24 protein-coding genes and 3 pseudogenes are annotated in these 20,971 nt (G+C 39.1%); 16 read left to right on the top strand and 11 right to left on the bottom strand.

Going from position 1 to position 20,971, the window contains the following annotated elements:
- Positions 1 to 24 precede the first annotated feature (24 nt).
- From lplA to PROCOU_RS05495, 7 genes are all read left to right on the top strand, one after another.
- Positions 25 to 1,014: a lipoate--protein ligase gene (gene lplA / locus PROCOU_RS05525; RefSeq protein WP_036070257.1), complete on the top strand. Its 990-nt coding sequence runs from the start codon at positions 25 to 27 to the stop codon at positions 1,012 to 1,014.
- Positions 1,015 to 1,104: 90 nt separating this feature from the next.
- A complete protein-coding gene (locus tag PROCOU_RS05520; RefSeq protein WP_036070256.1) occupies positions 1,105 to 1,725 on the top strand; it encodes a PepSY domain-containing protein in 621 nt (206 codons plus the stop codon).
- A gap of 239 nt (positions 1,726 to 1,964) precedes the next feature.
- A complete protein-coding gene (locus tag PROCOU_RS05515) occupies positions 1,965 to 2,183 on the top strand; it encodes a hypothetical protein (protein ID WP_036070255.1) in 219 nt (72 codons plus the stop codon).
- A 20-nt stretch (positions 2,184 to 2,203) separates the two neighbouring features.
- Positions 2,204 to 2,476, top strand: a complete 273-nt coding sequence (locus PROCOU_RS05510; protein WP_036070254.1) for a hypothetical protein — start codon at positions 2,204 to 2,206, stop codon at positions 2,474 to 2,476.
- Between the two features lie 101 nt (positions 2,477 to 2,577).
- Positions 2,578 to 2,718 carry a hypothetical protein gene (locus PROCOU_RS17700; RefSeq protein WP_159101187.1) on the top strand — a complete coding sequence of 47 codons (141 nt, stop codon included), beginning with the start codon at positions 2,578 to 2,580 and terminating at the stop codon, positions 2,716 to 2,718.
- A 23-nt stretch (positions 2,719 to 2,741) separates the two neighbouring features.
- Entirely contained in the window at positions 2,742 to 3,389 is a 648-nt protein-coding gene (locus PROCOU_RS05500; RefSeq protein ID WP_051994214.1) for a GntR family transcriptional regulator, read from the top strand.
- Positions 3,390 to 3,535: 146 nt separating this feature from the next.
- A complete protein-coding gene (locus tag PROCOU_RS05495; RefSeq protein ID WP_149023619.1) occupies positions 3,536 to 4,231 on the top strand; it encodes a polysaccharide deacetylase family protein in 696 nt (231 codons plus the stop codon).
- Between the two features lie 36 nt (positions 4,232 to 4,267).
- On the opposite strand, the gene PROCOU_RS05490 is transcribed toward PROCOU_RS05495, so the two are convergent.
- Positions 4,268 to 5,029, bottom strand: a complete 762-nt coding sequence (locus tag PROCOU_RS05490; RefSeq protein ID WP_036070252.1) for an alpha/beta hydrolase — start codon at positions 5,027 to 5,029, stop codon at positions 4,268 to 4,270.
- Positions 5,030 to 5,194: 165 nt separating this feature from the next.
- Here PROCOU_RS05490 and PROCOU_RS05485 point away from each other — a divergent pair, with 165 nt between their 5' ends.
- Positions 5,195 to 6,085, top strand: coding sequence for a diacylglycerol/lipid kinase family protein (locus PROCOU_RS05485; protein WP_036070248.1), 891 nt, complete (start codon positions 5,195 to 5,197; stop codon positions 6,083 to 6,085).
- A 46-nt stretch (positions 6,086 to 6,131) separates the two neighbouring features.
- Here PROCOU_RS05485 and PROCOU_RS19230 read toward each other — a convergent pair whose 3' ends face one another.
- Together PROCOU_RS19230 and PROCOU_RS05475 are read right to left on the bottom strand one after the other, a co-directional pair.
- On the bottom strand, positions 6,132 to 6,428 hold the full coding sequence (locus PROCOU_RS19230; RefSeq protein WP_036070244.1) for a CbiX/SirB N-terminal domain-containing protein: 297 nt from the start codon (positions 6,426 to 6,428) through the stop codon (positions 6,132 to 6,134).
- 25 nt (positions 6,429 to 6,453) lie between these two features.
- Entirely contained in the window at positions 6,454 to 6,864 is a 411-nt protein-coding gene (locus PROCOU_RS05475; RefSeq protein WP_051994211.1) for a sirohydrochlorin chelatase, read from the bottom strand.
- A gap of 186 nt (positions 6,865 to 7,050) precedes the next feature.
- Between PROCOU_RS05475 and PROCOU_RS05470 the strand changes: the two genes are divergently transcribed.
- On the top strand, positions 7,051 to 7,392 hold the full coding sequence (locus PROCOU_RS05470; RefSeq protein WP_036070240.1) for a hypothetical protein: 342 nt from the start codon (positions 7,051 to 7,053) through the stop codon (positions 7,390 to 7,392).
- On the opposite strand, the gene PROCOU_RS18805 is transcribed toward PROCOU_RS05470, so the two are convergent.
- Together PROCOU_RS18805 and PROCOU_RS05465 are read right to left on the bottom strand one after the other, a co-directional pair.
- Positions 7,307 to 7,666 carry a transposase gene (locus PROCOU_RS18805; RefSeq protein WP_279586560.1) on the bottom strand — a complete coding sequence of 120 codons (360 nt, stop codon included), beginning with the start codon at positions 7,664 to 7,666 and terminating at the stop codon, positions 7,307 to 7,309. The genes PROCOU_RS05470 and PROCOU_RS18805 overlap by 86 nt on opposite strands.
- A gap of 131 nt (positions 7,667 to 7,797) precedes the next feature.
- Positions 7,798 to 8,670, bottom strand: a complete 873-nt coding sequence (locus PROCOU_RS05465) for an ROK family protein (RefSeq protein ID WP_036070238.1) — start codon at positions 8,668 to 8,670, stop codon at positions 7,798 to 7,800.
- Between the two features lie 166 nt (positions 8,671 to 8,836).
- On the opposite strand from PROCOU_RS05465, the gene PROCOU_RS05460 reads away from it, so the two are divergent.
- Both PROCOU_RS05460 and PROCOU_RS05455 read left to right on the top strand, forming a co-directional pair.
- A complete protein-coding gene (locus PROCOU_RS05460) occupies positions 8,837 to 9,973 on the top strand; it encodes a serine hydrolase domain-containing protein (protein WP_159101186.1) in 1,137 nt (378 codons plus the stop codon).
- Between the two features lie 69 nt (positions 9,974 to 10,042).
- Complete coding sequence (locus PROCOU_RS05455; RefSeq protein ID WP_036070237.1) at positions 10,043 to 10,426, top strand: hypothetical protein; 384 nt, start codon at positions 10,043 to 10,045, stop codon at positions 10,424 to 10,426.
- 39 nt (positions 10,427 to 10,465) lie between these two features.
- Here PROCOU_RS05455 and PROCOU_RS05450 read toward each other — a convergent pair whose 3' ends face one another.
- Entirely contained in the window at positions 10,466 to 10,933 is a 468-nt protein-coding gene (locus PROCOU_RS05450; protein ID WP_036070233.1) for a DUF986 family protein, read from the bottom strand.
- A 358-nt stretch (positions 10,934 to 11,291) separates the two neighbouring features.
- On the opposite strand from PROCOU_RS05450, the gene PROCOU_RS05445 reads away from it, so the two are divergent.
- Positions 11,292 to 11,915, top strand: coding sequence for a hypothetical protein (locus tag PROCOU_RS05445; RefSeq protein WP_036070227.1), 624 nt, complete (start codon positions 11,292 to 11,294; stop codon positions 11,913 to 11,915).
- 401 nt (positions 11,916 to 12,316) lie between these two features.
- Here PROCOU_RS05445 and PROCOU_RS18030 read toward each other — a convergent pair whose 3' ends face one another.
- From PROCOU_RS18030 to PROCOU_RS05425, 5 genes and pseudogenes are all read right to left on the bottom strand, one after another.
- Positions 12,317 to 12,595, bottom strand: coding sequence for a PTS system mannose/fructose/sorbose family transporter subunit IID (locus tag PROCOU_RS18030; protein ID WP_244266240.1), 279 nt, complete (start codon positions 12,593 to 12,595; stop codon positions 12,317 to 12,319).
- A 64-nt stretch (positions 12,596 to 12,659) separates the two neighbouring features.
- Positions 12,660 to 12,779 (bottom strand): annotated as a pseudogene (locus PROCOU_RS17060) (PTS sugar transporter subunit IIC); the annotation flags it as partial.
- A 44-nt stretch (positions 12,780 to 12,823) separates the two neighbouring features.
- Entirely contained in the window at positions 12,824 to 13,312 is a 489-nt protein-coding gene (locus tag PROCOU_RS05435; RefSeq protein WP_036070222.1) for a mannose/fructose/sorbose PTS transporter subunit IIB, read from the bottom strand.
- A pseudogene (locus PROCOU_RS19035) lies at positions 13,312 to 13,732 on the bottom strand (mannose/fructose/sorbose PTS transporter subunit IIA). Before PROCOU_RS19035 ends, PROCOU_RS05435 begins: the two are co-directional and overlap by 1 nt.
- 261 nt (positions 13,733 to 13,993) lie before the next feature.
- Positions 13,994 to 16,802: pseudogene (locus tag PROCOU_RS05425) on the bottom strand (sigma-54-dependent transcriptional regulator).
- 210 nt (positions 16,803 to 17,012) lie between these two features.
- Here PROCOU_RS05425 and PROCOU_RS05420 point away from each other — a divergent pair.
- The 4 genes from PROCOU_RS05420 (at position 17,013) to PROCOU_RS05405 (ending at position 20,883) form a co-directional block, all read left to right on the top strand.
- Positions 17,013 to 17,648 carry an FMN-dependent NADH-azoreductase gene (locus tag PROCOU_RS05420; protein ID WP_036070220.1) on the top strand — a complete coding sequence of 212 codons (636 nt, stop codon included), beginning with the start codon at positions 17,013 to 17,015 and terminating at the stop codon, positions 17,646 to 17,648.
- Between the two features lie 260 nt (positions 17,649 to 17,908).
- Complete coding sequence (locus PROCOU_RS05415; protein ID WP_036070219.1) at positions 17,909 to 18,316, top strand: DUF2177 family protein; 408 nt, start codon at positions 17,909 to 17,911, stop codon at positions 18,314 to 18,316.
- A 16-nt stretch (positions 18,317 to 18,332) separates the two neighbouring features.
- Positions 18,333 to 20,114, top strand: a complete 1,782-nt coding sequence (locus PROCOU_RS05410) for a DegV family EDD domain-containing protein (protein WP_036070216.1) — start codon at positions 18,333 to 18,335, stop codon at positions 20,112 to 20,114.
- Between the two features lies 1 nt (position 20,115).
- Entirely contained in the window at positions 20,116 to 20,883 is a 768-nt protein-coding gene (locus tag PROCOU_RS05405; protein WP_036070212.1) for a DUF1295 domain-containing protein, read from the top strand.
- Positions 20,884 to 20,971: the final 88 nt, after the last annotated feature.

Here is a 20,971-nt window from a genome sequence, read left to right as displayed (position 1 = left end):
TCTTGTGTGAATGGAGAGAGATTTGTGATTTATATTGATACAAAAAATTGCTTGGATCAAACGGAAAATTTTGCAGTGGAGGAATTTGCATTGCGCCATTTGGATGCGAATGAGACGTATGTGATGTTTTATAGGATGCACCCGACGGTAATTGTGGGGAAGAATCAGAATACGTTAGCCGAAATTAATAATGAGTATATCGAAGAAAATGAGATTCCGGTTTTGCGAAGGCTTTCGGGAGGTGGCGCGGTTTACAATGACGAAGGTAACATTAGTTTTAGTATTATCACAAAAGATGATGGGGCCAGTTTTAATAATTTTGAGCGCTTTACAAAGCCGGTGATTGATGCGTTAATTACGCTTGGTATTGATGCGAGGCTGAGTGGCCGAAATGATATTGAAGTGGGAGGGCGAAAAATTTCTGGTAATGCGCAATTCGCGACGGGTGGCAGGTTATATAGTCATGGGACGCTGCTGTTTGATGTTAATCTTGCTAATGTAGAAAAAGCATTGCGCGTGAATCCATTGAAATTACAGGCGAAAGGCGTGAAATCAGTAAAATCACGTGTTACGAATATTCGTGAACATCTACGCGAAGATATGGATATCCATGCGTTTCAGCAAGTGCTGCTCCAATCTATTTTTCAAACAACTAAAATACCAACATATATTTTTTCAGATGAGGATTGGATGCAAATTCGCAAAATTCAAAAGGAACGCTATCAAAATTGGGATTGGAATTATGGGAAATCACCGAAATTCAATGTTAAAAACGAGCAGAAATTTCCGGGTGGACTCGTAGAAATGCGTTTTCAGGTGGAAAAAGGATGTATTGTGACGGCGCAAATTTTCGGGGATTTTTTTGCGTCAGGAGATGTTAAGGAAATTGAAAATAAATTAATTGGACTTGCTTATACAAGAGAAGCGCTAGTTGCTTTTTTGGAGAAAATAGATATACCATTTTACTTTGGGAAAGTGACGAAAAAGGAACTTAAAACAATTATTTTTCCGTAATATTTGGAATCTAAGTCTCAAGTATGATGTATTGCATAGTAGTGATATGTTAGACTATGACTATAAAATAAAGAAGGTAGGGGAAATATTATGTGGAAAAAAATTAGTGTGATGGCAATGACAACGGTAATGGTAGGTACGCTCGTGGCTTGTGGGGATGATGATGTAAAAGATAACAATAACTCGAATAATACGCAACAAACGACGGACTCTGGTACGAATAGTAATTCGCATTCCAATACATCGGCTACTGATTTGAACAATAAGAAGTTTTCAATGAGCTACACAGAGGCAGTAGAAATTTTTAAGAATAAGCATCCGGAGTCAGATGTGACATCGATTGAGTTATCGCAAGAACTTGGGGAATTTGTGTATACGATTGATGGTGTGGATGATGCCAATGAATTTGAAATGAAATTTGATGCCGATACAAAAGCAATTTTACAAGATAACAGCGAGAAGCTAGATGCAGAGGATGCAAATGGACAAGAGCGGGCGAATGAAAAGCTTGATTTAACTGGGATTAAAACACCGCAAGAAGCCATGGCAGCAGCGCTTAAACAGCAAGCAGGTACAGTAAAAGAGTGGTCGATTGATCGTGAACTGAATCAAACGTATTTCAGTGTGCAAATTATGAATGGTAATCAAGAATTCGAAGTAAAATTGGATTCGAAAACGTTAGCAGTGCTATCAACGGAACAAGATAACTAAATATTTTAGCGAAGCAACAAAAGCTCTGTTCCAGTGTTCATGTACAATTCGTATATTCCGATTCGGTACTCGCTTTTGACTAGAAATTAAGTATTTGTTGCTTCGCTGCCTTTTTTTGTGGTCAAGATTTTAAAAGACAAGGATAGTTTGTACTACATATGCTCTCATTCAGGACTTTTATTATTCGGAGTTACGTGATAAACTAGGATGAAAGAATGAGAAGGAAAGAGTGTTGGTTTATGGCGGGTGAAAAACTGATTCGTTTTTATCGGACGAAACTTAGTAATTATAACTTAATATATGGTTTTATGACGCAGCGAATTTGGGTTTTTGGTTTGTTGATGGTGCTCTTGATTGCTCTGCCGACAGCTTTTTCTTTAGCATTTGGCGTCAATGGACTTTGGCTTGGTATTATCGGTTACGTAGTCCTTTTTTTTGTTTTTTTTATTACATACTGATTGTTAGAAAGGCGCGGAAGGTGCTGTGGATTAGGTATCGCATTCGTGACTTTAAGAAATTGCAAGCGTTGAAGCTTTGTTTGCTTCGAAATTATTTGGCGCAGAGCGGCTTTGCCTCATCTATGGAACTGGAAACTTTGCAAAAAATTCTGGAAGAGGATAGGACACTTTTGGCGAAGTATTTTACAATTAAAAATATGGCAACTTTGCTTGTTATTCTGATTTTTGCGTCGCTTGGTGCGGTGTTTATTTTAGAGACCAGTCCAGATAATAATCGCGTTTTTTCTAGCTAGTATTCTGGCTTTGTTTGTTATTTTTCTAGCAGTAGCATTTCGTATTGTTAGCTATATTATTTTACATTTTTTTTGATTCCAAAAAGCAGGCTACAAGGAATTTGATTCGTGATATAAAAGAGCTCAGCGCGAGTTATATTATGGAACAGAACACAGAATATCAGCCATATCGTGAAATGGAGTTAGTCATTTCGAATAATGATATTTTAAAAGAAATTATTAATGGAAAAGCGATATTTTAAATCGAGTAAAAGGGAGTCAAGTAATGAATAAACTGGGAAATGAGACCTTGGAAAGTAAGGCGCATCGAATGATCAAAGAGAAGATTCAGTGTGGGGAATATCAGGCTGGACAACGCCTGATTGAAGCAGAGGTTTCGAGGGAGCTGGAACTTAGCAGGACGCCAGTTCGTAAAGCTTTTGCAATCTTGACAGTAGACGGATATTTGGAATTTGAGGATTATAAAGGGGTTATAGTCAAAAACTGTGCCATCACGAAAGAGCGATATATTGAAATGCTTGATATTATGGAGTTGTTTTTGATAGCGACTATTGATAAAATTGAAGCTAAATCACTTCCTTTTTCAAACCGCCGTATTTCAGATAAAGCGGCTGAATTTTTTCATTTAGAAGAAGCAACAGAGCGTCAATGTATGGATTATCAGCTTTGGTTTTTGAATGAGTTTCTTAGTTACGCTAAGAATGAATATTACTTGCAGGTTGTTAATAAACTATATGATGATTTGTTGGAGTTTGCTGAGCCGGATGTTTTTCAATCGGCAATTAAACTTTTTGACAAAACACTTGATAACTATGTGGGGTGTGGTCGTTACATTGAAGAACATGACTATGCGGCAGCTCGTGCAACAGTAAAGCAAATTATTAATGAGCGGATTTTATTTATTTTCAGATAAAAATTGCAGAAGGAGTTTTCAAATGAAGCAATATGTACGCATAATTTGTGCGATTTTATGTTGTCTAGTCATTGCAGGATGTGGCCCAAATGAAGTAAAAACTTCGGAACAAACACAAGAGCCACAAAAAAAATCCGGCCCCTGTAGTGAAAGCGGAGAAAAAGCCAGCCCAGATTGGGAGGGATATAAATCCAGAGACGTTGCAAATCCCAGTTTTGATGTATCACTCTATTAATTCGAATGTGAAAAATAACCTGATAACACCGCCGAATGAGTTTGAAGAACAGATGAAATGGCTTGTTGACAATGATTATCATACGTTGACGCTCGCCTCGCTTACTGAAATGCTTAAAACGGGACAAGGTGTTCCTGATAAACCAGTCGTGATAACGTTTGATGATGGGTATCAGGATAATTATACAAATGCCTACCCAATTTTAAAAAAATATGGTTTAAAGGCAAATATTTTTGTGATTACGGATAAAATAGCGAAAAATAATCATTTTGATGAGGTAGCCCTAAAAGAAATGAGTGACTATGGTCTTGAAATGGACAGCCATACGGTGCATCATTTTGAGTTAAATACATTGTCTTATGATGAGCAACTGCGAGAGTTGAAGGATTCGAAAGCCACTTTGGAGCGTTTGACTGATAAAAAGGTGAACAGTATTTGTTATCCTGTTGGTCGGTATAATGAAGACACCGTCCGCGCTGCTGAGGCATCCGGGTACGCGATGGGATTCACGACGGAATCTGGAAAAGCGAATAAAAATAAAGGTATGTACACTTTACCACGCGTCCGTATGGTACCAGGAATGAGCATGGAATCAGCGGTAAAATAAAAATTCGAATGGAGATCAAGGTCTCCATTCGAATTTTTATTTTACCGAAAAGTGTTCATGTAGCCAGTGCAGACCAAGTGTTTCTATTTCGTCTAACTGTTCCATAAAGCCATGGTCTGCCCCGTCTAGTTCCATTATTTTTGTCCCTGCTGGAAAGAAATTTTCGCCTTGTTTTGTAATCTGTGCGAGCTCCTTTTCCAAATCGCCTTCCGTACCGTGAATGACAAGAATCGGGCAATGAACGTTTTGTAAAATTGCAGCTTGATCCATATGATTAAAATCTGCCAACATCTGTTTATCTAAAACAATCTCTGTGCGCCAAGGATCATCGACATAAAAAACCGCGCTACCATTACAATCGCATTGCGCGATCTGTTCTTCTGAAAAATCATCGACATGTTGATAGGCAATAGCACCAGTAACTGGACCTGTTAAAACCATCGTATCGATATCTGATTCGTAGCAAGTCAGTGATAAACGCCCACCAAGACTATGTCCCCAAAATGCGAACTTTTCCATGCCGAGTTCGTGACTATATTTTTTAGCCGCTCGTAAATCTGCGACTTGTTTTGTAAAATGAATGGCCGTATCATCGCTTTCTCCGTAGCCACCACAATCATAGGTTAGCACATTATAGCCGTTTTGTTGTAATTTTATGGCGAAACGATCAAAACGACCGCTTGACGATTTGTTTGATAGAAAACCGTGCGTCATAATGATGATAGACTTTGAAGGAGCTGCATAAAAATGACCAACTAGCGTTAATCCAGCTTCGTTTTTGAAAGTAATTCGTTCCATTTTGAAACCTCCTTGCGATATCCAAGTGAAATACTGTGTTTTAACTGTAACGCCAAATGAGTATTTTTTCAAGTAATAATTGCTTAAAAAGCGATGTTTTGCTGTTTTTATGGGATGGGAAGAGGGTATAATGGGAAGGAGTAGAATGAAGGAGAGTGATACATAATGGGAAAAGCTATGTTGATTGTGAACCCTTCCTCTGGTAAGGAGAAAGGGAAAGTATATAAAGATCGGGTATATCAAGCATTGTTGAAGCGCTTTGATGAGGTCGAGGTGAAGGAGACGCAAAAAGGTGGAGATGCGACGGAATTTGCCCAAGTTGCAGCTGATAATAACTATGAAGCGGTTATTGCGATGGGCGGAGACGGCACGTTAAATGAGGTTATCAATGGTATCGCAGAGAAGCCGCATCGCCCTGCATTTGGTTTTATTCCATTGGGAACAGTGAATGATTTGGCTCGTTCTCTAGGTGTTCCATTGCGACCAGATCGTGCAATTAAGGCATTGGAAACAGCTCGGAAGCGTTCGATGGATATTGGGAAAATTGGCGATACATATTTCATGAATGTGCTTGCGGCCGGCATGATTGCGGAGGCTGTTGACAAGGTGAGCGTTGAGCAAAAAACAAAATTCGGCTCTGTTGCCTATTTTGCGGAAGGATTAAAAGCCTTTGCGCGTCATGAATTGTTGGAATTTGAAGTAAAGTATGATGACGGTGAGTGGGGTGGCAAAGCGGGGCTAGTTATCGCAAGTTTGACGAATTCAGTCGGTGGTATGGAGCAATGGGCTCCTGAGGCTGAGGTGGACGATGGACTGATTCACGTTTTTATTTTGACGAAGCTAGGTTTGATTGATGCTGCAAAAATTTTACCGCAAATCGCGTTGGGGACATTGAAAAAAGCAGACGGGGTTATGTATTTTTCTACTAAAAAACTCGAAATTGCGTGCACGGATCCTGATGTGAAAGTCAATGTCGATGGTGATTCGGGAGATACATTCCCGATTGCGATTGAGGTTTTGCGTGAACACTTAGATGTTTTAGTTCCGACTAAATAAACAGACGATTTTATATGCTGAAGCGCTTTGGCTCTAGCATATAAAATCAACCAATTAACTCTGTGATTTTTTGAAGGATTGCTATTTCTAGCAGGGGATGATAGTGAAATGATTCGCAAAGAACGGTTTCGCAATCGGGATATAATTTCTGTAGATGTAGCCGTTCTTGATCAATCGCGACAACATGGGCACCAGTGAATAGAAAATAGGGAAGAATATATATTTTATCGAACTGTGTGATTAGATTTTCTAAAACTTTTGGATAACATGGCTCACCCTTTATTTCACTGTGAAAAACGGGGAGATGTAGCTGTTTTTCTAAAAGTTGAGATACGTTATACAAACGATTAGCAGGCTCACTGTCGCGTTCACTTCCGAGCCCAACGAGCAAGACAGCTTTTGATTTTGTGAAATTGATATTGGTTTGTAGTATTTTTTTCTTTGGCTAACGCAATTATTTCTGGATCAAAGCCAAATGTTTTGGTCATTTTGATTGTAATATCTGGATGTTTTCTAGTAAGGGAGTTAAGAATTTTAGGAATTTCATATTTGATGTTGGTTGCTGAAAATAGAAATACTGGAACGATGATGAGCTCATCTGCACCGATAGCGATAGCCTTTTCACAGGCAATTTCTATAGTGGGATAACTCATGTTAAGAAAACCTAATTCTTGAATCATTTCGGGTCGTTTCTTTTTAATTTCGGCAATAAAAGTGCAAAATTCTGCATTGCCTTCAGCTAGTTGTGTCCCATTACCAATATAAATTATTGCGCGCAAAATGATTAGCTCCCTCCGAAGAGATTTCTTCCATTGTTGTATACCCTATATTTTAACTTGCATAGAGGTTGAAGCCAAGCTGTTTTGACAAAAAAAAATTTTTTAAATGTCACCAAATTGTGAACGAATATTTCGGTGTAACCAATACTGATAAATCATGAAAAATAGATGTGGAGGAAGCAAATTATGGGTGAATCGCTAGATGTTGTCTACAAAGGGCTGGCGAATTTGAAAAACGGATTCAAGCCGATTCCTGGTAAGCTTTACGTAACAAAAGAATATCTAATTCACAAGCCAAATGACTATTTTGCAGATGATGTCATGATTTTGTTTGAAGATGTAGCGCGAATTGAAGGTATGATGACGAAGATTTTAGGGCGTGATATGTTAGCTAATTTACTTGAGGTGGAGACGAAAAAAGGGGAAAGGATCCAATTCGTGATTAATAAACAGAAAAAATGGTTAGTAGCTTTGGAGCAAGTGCTAATAGAACGAGGCGAAGCGGAAAAATTAGTTTACAATAAATAGAAATGGATGAGGCCGGGACAAAACTCATTTTCATGCAAAATTTTCGTCCTACCCAAAAGTGGGTAGGGCGATTTTTATCTCGTCTGGAGTTTTGTCCTAAACTCGTTAATACTTTCTTTAAATAAGCGTTCCCTTTGCGAATACGGGCATGATAATTTTTCCCAGCGCTTTCATGATTACCAGGCGCGAGGCCTGCCCATGAAGCCAAATGTTTCGAAGAAGGAAAAATAGACATCGGTTCAGTTTGTCCCGCGAGGTTTTGGAAAACTTCAATAAGCCATCGACCTACAACTTATTCCTCTATCTCTAGTATGATAGAAAAACAGTTGTAGGTCGATAGCTTTTTTCATGATGATTGGTGTCAGCGGAAGCTGACATGGGAGTTTGTCCCAGACACTTTTATCTTTATGCGTGTATTTGATTAAAGTTTGCAACGGCACCGATGAGGTTGGCATCATTTCCGAATTCACAGGAGACGAGGTTTGGTGCTACTTTTGCGATTGTGATTTTCTGCAGGAGAGTGTCTAGCTGTTCTTGTATGGCTGGAAGGAAGTCTGCTCGTTCGCTGACCCCACCGCCGATGACGATAAGTTCTGGGTCGTATACATATTGTAAGTTAAAAATTCCTTTTGCAAGATTGCAGAACATGCTATCAATTTCTTCTGTAGCTACTGGATCACCAGCATCTTTTAGTTGGAAGGCTTCTATACCGGATAGCGATGGTAACCCTTTTCGTTTTGCGATGCGTGAGGCGGCGTTGACAGCAGTTCCTGTATCGCTTAGATTTTCTAGTCTGTCATTCATGATCATATAGCCGAATTCGCCACCGTGAAGATGAGCGCCAGCATGGATTTTGCCATTTTTAATAACGGCGCCGCCAATGCCTGAGCCGACGATGATAAAGAGGATATCGTTGGCTTTTTTTGCAACGCCGAGCCATGTTTCGGCCAGTGCTGCACAATTGGCATCATTTTCAAGTGTGATGGGTAGCCCTAAGTGCTCTTCTAGTAGTTGTCGAAACGGAAAATCATGAATATAGGGAATCGCACTGGCACCACCTATGATACCGCTTTCGTTATTGACGGCTCCAGGACAACTAAAGGCGATACCAGTCAGTGTATAAGACTTGTATGTATTTTTAGTCGTTTGTAGTTGTTTCATGAGTGTTTCGAGCGTGTCAGGGGTTTTGAATTTCCCTTTAGAAACAATTGTTCCATCTGGCTCTATCACGGCGTATTTGACAGCTGTACCACCCATATCGAATGCTAATAATGTCATGATTTCTCGAACTCCTTTGCGATGAATTAAATCAAGCATACGTGCATTTTTAGGAAAAAACAAGTGTGAATAAAAAGAAAATCAAAAAAAATATTTTTACAATTATATTACAAAGTGTTACAATTATGTCTTACTTATTTTAGAGCAAGGAGGAAATAAAATGCATGTGAGCCGAACAGAGAGGGCGCGTAAGAAACGTAAAACACGGCGTCTAGGAATTATTTTTACAGTCATCGCTTGCTTTTTATTTGGGGGATTAGGAAGTGCGTATTTGTTTGTACAGACGCATTCTAAGGTAACAGCAAACGAAATGAGTATGAATGAGGAGTCGACGGCAAATGTGAAGACCAATATCGTGATTGATCCACATGCCTCGCTCAAAACGAAAATTGATTCACTTTTGAAGCAACACCAATTTAATGGGACAGCTTATATTGTGAAAGATAATAAAGCCATTATCAATCAGGGCTATGGTTTGGCGAATAGAACGACTGGGGAAGCTAATACGAGCCAGAGTTTATTCTTTATAGGTTCGATGGAAAAAGCGGTAGTAGCGACGGCCATTATGCAATTGCAAGAAAAAGGGCTACTGAACGTAGAAGATCCGATTGTTAAATATTTTCCATCGTTCCCTAATGGACAAAACATCAAAATTAAGAATTTCCTTGGGCACACTTCTGGTATAGAAGGACGCAAAAAAGGAAACCAGAAAGTGACTTCACAGCGCATAGTAGAAGAGATAGAGGCGGCAGGGATTAAGCAACCACCAGGTAAGTGGGATTATAAAGATGATAATTACGCGATGATGGGTCGTCTTGTTGAATTAGTTTCACATCAGTCTTTAGAGGTATATTTAAGGCAACATATTTTAGTGCCAGCGAGTATGAAAGAGACAGGATTTGGTGATTCATTTTTCACACATCCTAATGAATCGATGAGTTACAAACCAAAACATGGCGCATTGACAAAAACGACCTTTGTTCAGGATACCTCACAACTATTTGGAGCAGGAAATATGTATATGCCACCGAAAGATATTTATCTGTTTAATAAGGCGTTAATGGATGGAAAATTGGTGAATCAAGCTAGTTTGGCAAGCATGTTGCGTGCAGGAGCAGGGGACTATGGTTATGGGTTCTACACGAGGTCAAACTTTTATATTTCTCGCGGTGTATTGTATAATTATGAGACGATAAATAGTTTTTCTAAAGATTATCAAGATGCAGTCATTATTTTTTCAAATGTGCGGATGGAAAAAGACAACGGTGCACTTGTGAAAGAAATTTATAGCTTGATGCAGTAAAAAAGATGCGATTTGCCAATTTCATGCTATAATATACGAAAGCGAAAAAACTTCAGGAGGAATTTTTTAGTGGAAATTAGGATTCAGAAAAAGCTTGCGACTGGGCAAGTTAGATTTGAAAGTGATTTCGGCACGTGTGAAGGAATTTGGAATGATGACGAGCCGGAGTCAAATCGCAAATATACTGTAGAAATTGAAATACCACAGCATTTGACGGCGGCACAACTGGCAGAAAGCGACGAGAAGCATTGCATTTTGGAGAAGACAGAAGATGCTCATGTTCACGTAGTCGGACAGTTAGAAGACTATGAAGAGGACGGTTTTGCTGTTTTGCGATTAGAGGACAGCATCATTTGTTTTAATACGCAATACGACGAGCAAATCGAAGCCTTGCACGGGAAATTTATTGAGTTTGAAGTAGAGCGGATTCACTTGAGTAAAGTGGGGATTTAAAAAAATAGCGTTTGGCTACCATGCCCAAACGCTACTTTTTTAGCTTTTTTCAGTGAAAATTTTCAAGATTTGTTCCAAGTCTTCTTCATTTCGAACGAATAAAAGTAAACGTTGGCGACCAGTTTCGATAACAAGTACATCATCTTCAGACAGGTTAATACGCTCCATTTTTTTGTATTCAAAGAAAAGAAGGGCATAGAAGAAACCGTGTTCTTTGAATATAACGCGACCTTTTCTAATGAAGCAAATATAGAAGAAAAGGATGCCTAGAACAGCTAACAAGACAGATGTGGAGACTGGCCCGTGTCGTAAGAAAGCATTTGAGATAAACAGCATCGCAATCAGGCCAACGAATATATAACCGTCCCATTTCCCTCGCGAGCGAAGCGGGACACTAAGAATTGTTTTGCCTTTCCAAAAATGAAGAACTAGGCCATCATAAACAGAAAATAAAAACGCACCGATTATCATGACAATTAGGAAAATATTTGTTGCATCCATACTCATTATTTTACACCTGCATTCATTAATTTCTTCATTCATTGTATCACTATCAACCTTAAAAAGGAACAGAATCATTCTACTAATTCGCTTATTTCTTAGGAGTTAGGCGAGAGAGGAAAATTGTTCTTGTAAGATACCGTGTAACATATTATAAAGGGAATTCAAGGCATTTTATACAACAAAGAAAGGAAGTAAAGCAAAAAATGAAAGGGCTATCAATTTTATTCGTCGTATTAAGATAGTCTTAGTTACTTTCATAATATACGATGCTCCAAGGAAGTACACGCTAGGCATGTGATAAGGAGCAGATATGAAAAAATCAATAAAATTGTAATTGCAAATTTTAAAAAGGGAGATTAAGATGAAAAAATTTCTAATTAGTTTGGGAGCAATTGTTATTGTGCTTGGTGGGGTATTGATATATTTAAACCACATGAATTATTGGCCTTTTCAAGGGGATAAAATAAAGGGCATTGCGGATGGTGAGATTAAAAACATGCGTGTACTATCCGATTCAGATGAAATGTCATTGCTTTTGGCTGCCAGTGGTACTTTAGGCTATAATGTAAAAGCAAAGAGTATGACGGTGTGTTTCGATGTGTATAATTATGATAAACGAGTGAGTCATGAAATGGTGACGGCTGTATCAGGTGATAAAGAAACACAGCTGAGTAATACTTTGATGTGGGGAATCCCAGGATTTGATGCTTTTAAACCATCTGAAATTCATGTTATTTTAGGAAATGGAAAAGGGGGATCAGGGGAAAGTAGCCTTGTTATCCCAAAAAATATTTTTGGGAAATTAGAGAATCATGTTACGCAGACCCAACCATTCGACGATGAAAAAATAATAAAAGGTAAGAAATATATACTACAAGCATGGGGTATGGGAAAAGGAGACATGGGCACGAACAAAGAAGCATTAACAAAAAAAGGTCTAAAAAGCAGAGAGCAAACGGTTATGCTATATATCATTTTCAAATAAAAGCGAGGTTGGGACATAGCCTAGATAAATCGGCGACAAGCGCTCGCATTGTTGGGGATCTTCGAAATGAGCTAGAGCCCCAATATGCCTATGAGCATCGCGAATAGGCGGTCCTTTCTACGATTCTTCTACGCTGGCGTTTCGCATAACTTCTTACATGGTCGGGGATACGACTCCCTCCCTGCTTTCAGTCATCACATACACCAGTATGCTCCGCTTTGTTGTGGTTCTTTGAAGCAAAGCGAGTTAGAACCACAATACGCAAAGGAATGGAATGAGTTTGCCATCCTCATTCCACCCAAATCCCTTGAATACAAAAGCTTTCGCTCTATTTGTGTGAAGCAAGATTCACGTCTTACCCCAAAAAAGGGTTCGTGATATCTTGCTTATTTTGTGTAGTATCATCTTTTGTCCCAGTCCCGTTTTCTATCCATTATCATGAATTTGGAACTGCGAAGAGTTCTAGTACATAACCAATAACAACAAGTCCGAATATAATTCAAAGTGCATTGATTTTTTTTCTTCAGAAGCCATATATAGGCGAATGTTAGTACTAATGCCAAGATACAAGGCATCAAACTATCCAAAATATCTTGTACGGTAACGGTTGTCGTTTTGGAAACAACGATGGAAATATTGATCGTTATCTGATTTAGCTCTGCCGCTACCACTGCATGCATCATATTGGGCGAGTGCTTCTTTTAGATAATGTATTGGACTTAGTTGGATGTAGATTATTGCAGCTACAAGCCCCGTTAGCGTACAAGCAATCAGCGGACGATGAGATTGCCACTCATCCAAAATACTACCCATACCGCAGACACAGGATACAAGGAAGACAAGAATTAATTGAATGGCATCCATAGAAAATGCCTTCTCAATCTTCTGTCCTAAAAAAGCGTTTAAAATTACAAGCCTTCTTTATCTAGTAAGGGAATCATTTTTACTTTGCTATCAGCTGCTACTTTACGGATTTCAAGCTCAATACCTTTTTCATCAAGTTTGCGGAAAGCCTCAATATCTTCTGGACCAACAGAAATAGCATTCGTAATTTGTTTTCTGCCGTCACGATAGGCTATGCCACCAATATTTACCGTTGTGATTGGAACACCAGCTTCTACCATACGCAGAACATCTGAAGGATTTGTGAAAAGTAACATGACTGGTGTTGTTTTGTATGTAGGGTTGTTGTACACACGAATACCCTTCTCAACGTCCACTACATTTGATTTAACACCAGGTGGGGCGACTTGTTTTAGAAGAGTGCTGCGAATTTCATCTTTTGCAACTTCGTCATTACATACGATAATACGCTCTACTTGTGTTTCTTTTGACCAAACAGTGGCTACTTGACCGTGAATAAGGCGGTCATCAATTCTTGCTAAACGGATATCCATTATAAATCTTCCTCCTCGACATTTTTAAGTGATTCTTTTAATGATTTAACGCCATTATGACAAGCTGTAAGAGCAGTTTGCACCAAATCTTAAACACTGCTCACCGCTCGTATAGATAGTGTTTCAAGTAACATTGGAATATTCGTTCCGGTCACGACATCCATTTTTTCTTTAGGTAAGGCAATTTGGTTCGTTGCATTGTAGGATCTACCACCAAATAAATAAACTATGCAAAGAACACCTTCGTAAGCATCAATAACTCCAATTTGTCAGTGAATTTGTGTATCAATGTGTTACATTTTCGCATGGGACAAACGTAATGAATTCTACATTATCTTGCCTAGCGATAATAATGTTCGTCGATTTAAGCAATTCGCGGGTTACTTCGCCGTGCATTCCGATAATGATACTTACTGGCATACTAACTCCTCGTGCTTACCCACCCATATGTATTGCAAGGAGTATGCCAATATTTCGTATCCGTTTACTGCTGAACGCGTTTATCGTAGGCAAACTGATCCTTGAAAAACTAGACTGATACGGTATAGGTACCATGTAGTATACTATTTTCTGCTAGAATATCAATCCTCACACACTGTGTTTATTGGCCTAATATGGTAGCTTAAAAAACTGCGAAAAAATTTATGAGTAGTAATTTTTTTCGCAGTATCTGTTGTTTTATTAATTTATTTGATGTGTTTTTGTTATTATATCGTAAATGTAATATTTTTCAGCGCTTGTTAAGGATAGCTTCATCGGTTGAAAGCAATCATGACAGGCTTCTTGAATAGCGTTAAAAACCGCAGTTTCTTGTATGTTTTCGCTCGATTCATGGTAAGTCAAGCTATCTTTTAAAACCATGCGTTCGATAGCACACCCGACATGAATAAGGAGATTGATTTTAAGTGTATTTTCCATCGTGTATTGTAATTGTGATTCCAGAATCGTAGCAAATCTCAACAGACTAGGCAGAATTTTTTTCGGATTAAGATAGGTTAAAAATTCGCTAAGGCTGTCTTCGATGACTTCGCGGGCAATCCAATTTGTTTCGTTCTTCTTGATGAAAATATCGCGTTGTTTGATGAGTTGGATAATCTGTTCTTCCCCATCTTTTGCGAAAAGGCGTTCAATGGATAGGAACGGAATTTGGACTTTTGGATTATGGATACCGACAATCATAATGATATCATTCTCTTCTTGAAGCTGTTCGATTCTTTGATCGGCTTCATGAACACTAATAGGAATAACTTTAATATTATCGGTAGTAAGGTTTTCGAGAATGTTTTCGATGAAGGATTGCAGTTTTTCAGCCGTTCCTTTGCCAGTTGCACAGATTGTAACAATCGCGTGCGTTTTATCGCCAAGTGTAGATGTGGCTTCGGAATCGTACCCCCCATAACCGCGGAAATCTTTAAGCGAATCGTAAATACTATTCAAATCCATGTCAAGAATATTAGATTTGCGGACGGCTTCAATAACGGTAGCAGTGGAAACCATATCGATGGTGCGAACGGGGATACCTGTTCGTTCAGAAATGACTGGGCCAAAACTTGTGAGCGAGCCCATGTCAACAAGGAGAAGAACACCGCGTCCCATATCAAGTTCACGTGCACGTTGGGTAACTTTGTCAAGCACCACTTTTGGGCTGAGATCAAGTGGCATATCGATGCTATCCACCAAGCCTTCACCTAACAGTTTTTTTGCCACGTTAACCATACTCGTTGCGCTACTATTTCCGTGTGTGGCAACAAGGACTGCTACACGATTTTCTTCTTGTTCTTTAAGAAGCGAGCTAATCAGTAACGTTAAATAGAGGACTTCCATATTAGGTACTCGAATCTGAAATTCGGCTTCGATTTCTTTCTTCATCTCACGAGCAATCGCATAACTTTCCGGTTTATCATTTACGACATTTTCGATATTTGTATATTTTAGAGGTTTGTTACTTCGCGCTCGCTTGAGAAACGATGTGAGATGTAAACTGAACGCTAGCAGGAAACGCTCGTTTAGTTTTTTTCCAAGCTGCTGCTCAATCTTTACTTGAATGTCTTCTGTGAAATTTAAAATATCCTCATTCACGATTTTTAGAATATTGTCACGGTCGTGAATCGTGTTCTTGAATTTATTATAGAAGCTGTTGAGGTGTACATCGATGTCCATCGTGATGAATTTCTTGATGTCCTCGTCCTCAACGCCTTGATCCATTAGAATGGAAGCCTTATCTTCAATGATTTTATACAGATTGAAATCAGGCTCATACTCATCGGAATTGATAAGCTGCTTGCCGCGTTCAGGCATAATAATCGTGTAAGGATCAAGGTATTTTGAGATTTCCTGCAATTCTTTTCGGCGCCCACTAAAATGGAAAAATCCGTCTTTGATGTTTATCGGTAATGTTTTAAAGTTGATTAAGATTTCTTCATCTTTATCAAAACTATTTAAAAAACCTTGGGCGCAGACGAGTTGAATATTTGATTTCAATTGTCCGATATTACCAAAAGTTGTATTTCCAATCAAAGCTTTGGCAGCTTCATCTTCAATGCGTAACGGTTTGCTGATTCGATGCGCTTCGTTAGAGAGCAAATTTTTCAAAAGGTCAACACGTTCCTTAGCTGATCGCTCTTCCAGGCTGGGTAAGGAAATCACAATTGGAATCCGACGAACAAATGTGCGTAATAACGAGGATTCGGGATCTTCTGTTGTTGCTCCAATAATAAGCACATTTGATTTCCGTCGTCGATCTGTTTCTCCCAACTTATTAAATGTACCGGTATCCATCAAGTAAAAAATCATCTCCTGACCTTCTGGCGGGAGCCGATGAATTTCGTCTAAGAATAAAATACCTCCATCTGCTTTTTCGACGAGTCCTTCTTTTTCATTATCAGCCCCCGTAAAAGCGCCTCTAGTATGACCGAAAATATGAGACATCAAAAGTTGCGGATTATTATAGTAGTCCGCACAGTTAAAAATAATGAATGGAGACTGACTCGATAAGCGTTCAGCGTGTTGAGAATAACGATACATCAGGTTCGCAAATAGTGTTTTACCGACTCCGGTTTGACCGACAATTAATGTGTGCAGACCGTTCGGAGGATATAGAACCGCGGCTTTGGCTTGCTCTACCTGAGTTCTTAAGCTAGCATCGGACCCAATTAAATCATCAAAGGGACTTCGTTGTACCGTATTACGTTGGAATATTTTTAGTAATGCTTGACAGTTTTCAAATTCGAGTTCACCTTCTGGCAGTAATCGCTCAAGTTTCTCTTCCACAGATTGACGATCCAAATAACGCACCGGTCGCCCAGCAATTTTAATGATTTTTCCTTGGCGGTGCAGTTCATTTAGTTCCATACTGACGTTGTTTCGCAAAATATCGAGAGCTTCTGATACTTCTGACGCAGTAATCCCTTCGTTTTGTTCCAGTTGTTTCTTTATATTGTCATAGTCATATTTTTTTTATATACTGATAAATACGTTCAATACGTTTCATACGTATCCCTCCAGTTCCTCTCTTGGGAAAATAGTGTATTAATAATTGTAATACACTAGCGGATTTCTGTATTTAGTTTAGCATGACTAGCTGATTTGTCAAGAGCTTACGGAGTCGGGCATGTAGTTTCATGACTGTTAATTGACGAGCGAGATAGACTGGGCTAAAATAAGGAGGAAAAAACTAAACAGAAAATGGGGTTGAATTCCTTTGACAAAATTATTATTTATTAAAGCATCACCGCTTCCAGATGATGTTTCAAGAAGTATGGTTGTTGCGAGCGCTTTTTTGGAGAAATACAAGCAAGAAAATCCGAATGATGTGATTGAGCGAGTTGATGTATATGAGCAAGATATTCCATTGATTGACGGTGCATTCATGGCGGCCGGTAACGAATTACGTGGTGGTAAAGTTTTCGCTGATTTAGACCCAGTGATGCAAGATAAGTTGACGAAATTTGATGCATTGACACAACAATTTATGGATGCAGATCGCTATGTGATTGTTTCGCCACTTTGGAACTTAGGTATTCCGCCAATGTTGAAAGCTTATTTTGATACAGTTGTTGTTGCTGGAAAAACATTCCGTTATACAGCGAATGGTCCAGAAGCCTTATTGCAAAACAAGAAAGCATTGCAAATTCATGGTAGTGGGGGTGTTTATTCTACTGGGGAATCAGATCTTGAGACACATGGTGAACCTTACATTAATACGATTTTGAATTTTATCGGCGTAGAAACTTTACCGAGCATTTTCGTTGAAGGTGTCGATTATGATCCAACACGTAAAGACGAGATTTTGAATGCTGCGATTGAAGAAAGTGTTCGTCGGATTGGTTTGTTTTAATAGAGAAAAAGAGATTAGGAAATTGTTTTCAGGCGATTTCCTAGTTTACTTCCCTTTTTCTATAATGCCAAGAAATAGGTATGGAAAAAGAAGCATATCAGTTGGAAAAATTGTAGATACGTAAAAGGGTGCTAGCAAGGCTAAATAGAGCGCCTTTTTTTGCGCGTTAATTCACAAACAAATAAATAGCTAAATTTACTAGTTCATTGCTATAATTTGAACTTAAGGTAGATACAATGAAATATGAGAGAGGGGTTCATATGATATATTTCGCGAAGCTTGCTGGAATGGCTCTTGTTGTTTTTTTAGTGATTGACGCCTTGTGGCTTGGAGTTATCGCCAAAAATTTGTATAAACATTATCTAGGGGATTTGATGGCTACCAATGTGCGTTTTGGTGCAGCACTTTTATTTTATCTATTATTTGTGTGTGGAATGGTCTTTTTTGTTATCGAACCAGCACTTGCAAAGAATAGTATCCAGTTTGCGATTTTTGCAGGAGCATTTTTAGGATTACTTTGCTATGCGACTTACGATTTAACAAATTTGGCGACGCTCAAAGACTGGCCAGTGTTTGTTACAGTGATTGATTTAGCATGGGGGGCGTTTATTACAGCAACAACCTCGAGCATTGTGTTTAGTTTAGCTAAATTATGGGGAATTTCATAAAGGTGGGATGGGAACGATGGCGGATTTTTTAGATAGTAAAAAGTTATACCATGCTTTCTTGGGCGGCGCTAGGGCGGTTATTGGTGCAAAAGATGGACTGAATGCAATCAATGTTTTTCCAGTCGCGGACGGAGATACGGGGAGTAATCTGGCGTCGACTATGTTATCGATTGTAGAGGAGTCCAAAATAGGGAAATCTGCAAAAGAGACGTTGTACACGATTTCAGAGGCAGCATTATTCGGAGCTCGAGGTAACTCAGGAATTATTTTTGCGCAGTATGTAAATGGCATGCATTCTCATTTATCGGATGATAAGCATGTTTCGTTGCAAGGGTTTGCTCAGAGCGTCTCTGGTGGGGTGGACTATGCTTACCTTGCGATAGGAAATCCAGTAGAGGGGACGATGATTACGGTGATACGGGCGTGGTCAGAGGCGATTATGCAGGCGCGCGAGCAGAGTGCGACTTTTCAAGAGGTGTTAGCAAATGCATTGAGGCACGCTAAAAATACCTTGGAGAATACGCCGAATATGCTGCAAGTTTTGCGGGATAATGGTGTTGTGGATGCTGGTGCGAAGGGATTTTTAACGTTTGTTGAAGGGTTTACTTCTGTTATTCAGAATGAGGAATACATTGCGAAGCAGGAGAATTTACCAAGATTGGTGAAAGACGAAGCTATAGATCAGGCACCAGTGTTTCGCTACTGTACAGAGGTGTTATTGCACGGCGCAGGACTTAATACAGGTGAGATTCGGTCGAATTTGGAGCGTTTTGGTGATTCATTAATTGTGGCTGGGACTGATACGAAGGTTCGTGTGCATATTCATACAGATGTTCCGCGCGAGGTATGTGCTTATCTGGCTGATTATGGTGTGATGGTTCAGCAAAAAGTAGATGATATGCAAAATCAGTTTGATGTGATTCATAATCGTAAATATCCAATTGCATTGGTAACGGATTCGGTGGCGGATTTGCCATGGAGCGTGGTAGAACAATATCAGATTCAGATTATTCCACTTCACATAGCGTTTGCTGGCAATGATTATTTGGATAAAGTGACAATGGATACGGAATCGTTATTTGAGCGTCTGCCAAACAGTAAGACATACCCAACTTCCTCACAACCTAGTGTGAAGGCGGTGGCTAATCATTTGGCTTTTTTGGCGGATCATTTTGAAAATATTCTTGTTTTAACCGTATCAGGAAAACTTAGTGGAACGTATGAAACGGTAAAAAAGGCTGCAGCTAGTGTCTCTAAGGATATTGTGGTTATGGATACAAGGCAAAATTCAGGAGCACAAGGATTGCTCGTGAAAGCTGCAGCAGAACAAATCGCCCAAGGGAAAACTTTCACGGAAGTCCAGCATTTTGTGGCACAAAGTATTTCAAAAACAAAGATTTTTGTCAGTGTGCCAAACCTAGATGCGATGATTCGTTCAGGGCGCCTTGGTGAAAAAGGTGGAGCAATTGGCAATACATTGCGACTGAAGCCGGTCGTTTCTTTATCTGACACTGGGGCGGGAACCGTAAGTGACATTGCATTTAGCTTATCTAGCAGTACGAAGAAAATTGTAGCACGCGTGAAGAAAATGATGATGCATAATCAAGTTGCTGAGTATGCCATTATACATGCGCATACACTAGAACGTGCAACGGAATATGAGGCACTGTTCACAAATATCATTGGAGAACCACCAGCTTATGTGATGGAAATTTCATCAATTATCGCGATGAGTGCAGGTATCGGTTGTGTTGCGATTGCGATTCGAATGCAATTAGACGAAGGAGAGGAATTATAAGATGGTATATTGGATAGCGGGACTATTATTATGGATTTACTTTACAATATTATTCCTTTGGGCGCAAAAATTACAAAATAACTCGATTGTCGATTTGGCATGGGGGCCCGGATTTGTGATTGTCGCTATATACACGTATTTTTTCGGTGACGAAATGACATTACAGGGGCTTATTGTAACTATTTTTGTTTCTATTTGGGGCATACGTTTATTTCTCCACTTGGCGAAGCGTAATATCGGAAAACCTGAGGACTATCGTTACGTCAATATGCGCAAGCGTTGGGGTGTGCGCTTTGTAAAACTAAAAGCTTATTTGAACGTCTTTGTTTTACAAGGTGTTTTACTGTATATTATTAGCTTGCCGATTTTGCTTGTGAATACGACATCAGCAGATGCATTAGAATGGTGGAATTTTGTAGGAATTATTATTTGGATTATTGGATTCTTTTTCGAAGTTGTTGGAGATGAACAATTACGTCGTTTCAAAAAGAACCCAGAAAATAAAGGAAAATTAATTATGACAGGACTTTGGAACTATACTCGACATCCGAACTACTTTGGCGAGGCGCTCAGTTGGTGGGGTATTTTTTTAGTGAGCATCACTGGTGTCGTGAGCTTATGGGGTATTATTGGACCAATAATTATCACGTTACTCCTTTTATTCGTATCCGGCGTGCCATTATTGGAAAAGAAATATAAGGACCGTTCTGATTTTCAGGCTTATGCTAAGCGCACGTCTAAATTTATTCCAAGCATTCCTAAAAAGTAAGCAGTTATGCAATTATGGTGCATTTTATGAAGAGTTTGTGACGTTCTTGTCTAATGTCTTGTAATCCATATCTTTTCCTATAAAATAA

This window comes from Listeria rocourtiae FSL F6-920, from assembly GCF_000525975.1.
GTDB lineage: Bacteria > Bacillota > Bacilli > Lactobacillales > Listeriaceae > Listeria_A > Listeria_A rocourtiae.
The sequence above is the reverse complement of the archived record's forward strand: the minus strand, read 5'-3'. Positions and strand labels throughout refer to the sequence as shown.

Coding starts and splice junctions, on each gene's coding strand:
- PROCOU_RS05450 (WP_036070233.1), bottom strand. CDS start 10,933: ATGAGTATGGATGCAACAAATATTTTCCTAATTGTCATGATAATCGGT.
- PROCOU_RS05515 (WP_036070255.1), top strand. CDS start 1,965: ATGGCGGGTGAAAAACTGATTCGTTTTTATCGGACGAAACTTAGTAAT.
- PROCOU_RS05485 (WP_036070248.1), top strand. CDS start 5,195: ATGGGAAAAGCTATGTTGATTGTGAACCCTTCCTCTGGTAAGGAGAAA.
- PROCOU_RS05470 (WP_036070240.1), top strand. CDS start 7,051: ATGGGTGAATCGCTAGATGTTGTCTACAAAGGGCTGGCGAATTTGAAA.
- PROCOU_RS05520 (WP_036070256.1), top strand. CDS start 1,105: ATGTGGAAAAAAATTAGTGTGATGGCAATGACAACGGTAATGGTAGGT.
- PROCOU_RS18030 (WP_244266240.1), bottom strand. CDS start 12,595: ATGCATGCAGTGGTAGCGGCAGAGCTAAATCAGATAACGATCAATATT.
- PROCOU_RS05465 (WP_036070238.1), bottom strand. CDS start 8,670: ATGACATTATTAGCATTCGATATGGGTGGTACAGCTGTCAAATACGCC.
- PROCOU_RS05490 (WP_036070252.1), bottom strand. CDS start 5,029: ATGGAACGAATTACTTTCAAAAACGAAGCTGGATTAACGCTAGTTGGT.
- PROCOU_RS05445 (WP_036070227.1), top strand. CDS start 11,292: ATGAAAAAATTTCTAATTAGTTTGGGAGCAATTGTTATTGTGCTTGGT.
- PROCOU_RS05435 (WP_036070222.1), bottom strand. CDS start 13,312: ATGGATATCCGTTTAGCAAGAATTGATGACCGCCTTATTCACGGTCAA.
- PROCOU_RS05415 (WP_036070219.1), top strand. CDS start 17,909: ATGATATATTTCGCGAAGCTTGCTGGAATGGCTCTTGTTGTTTTTTTA.
- PROCOU_RS05410 (WP_036070216.1), top strand. CDS start 18,333: ATGGCGGATTTTTTAGATAGTAAAAAGTTATACCATGCTTTCTTGGGC.
- PROCOU_RS05500 (WP_051994214.1), top strand. CDS start 2,742: ATGAATAAACTGGGAAATGAGACCTTGGAAAGTAAGGCGCATCGAATG.
- PROCOU_RS05405 (WP_036070212.1), top strand. CDS start 20,116: ATGGTATATTGGATAGCGGGACTATTATTATGGATTTACTTTACAATA.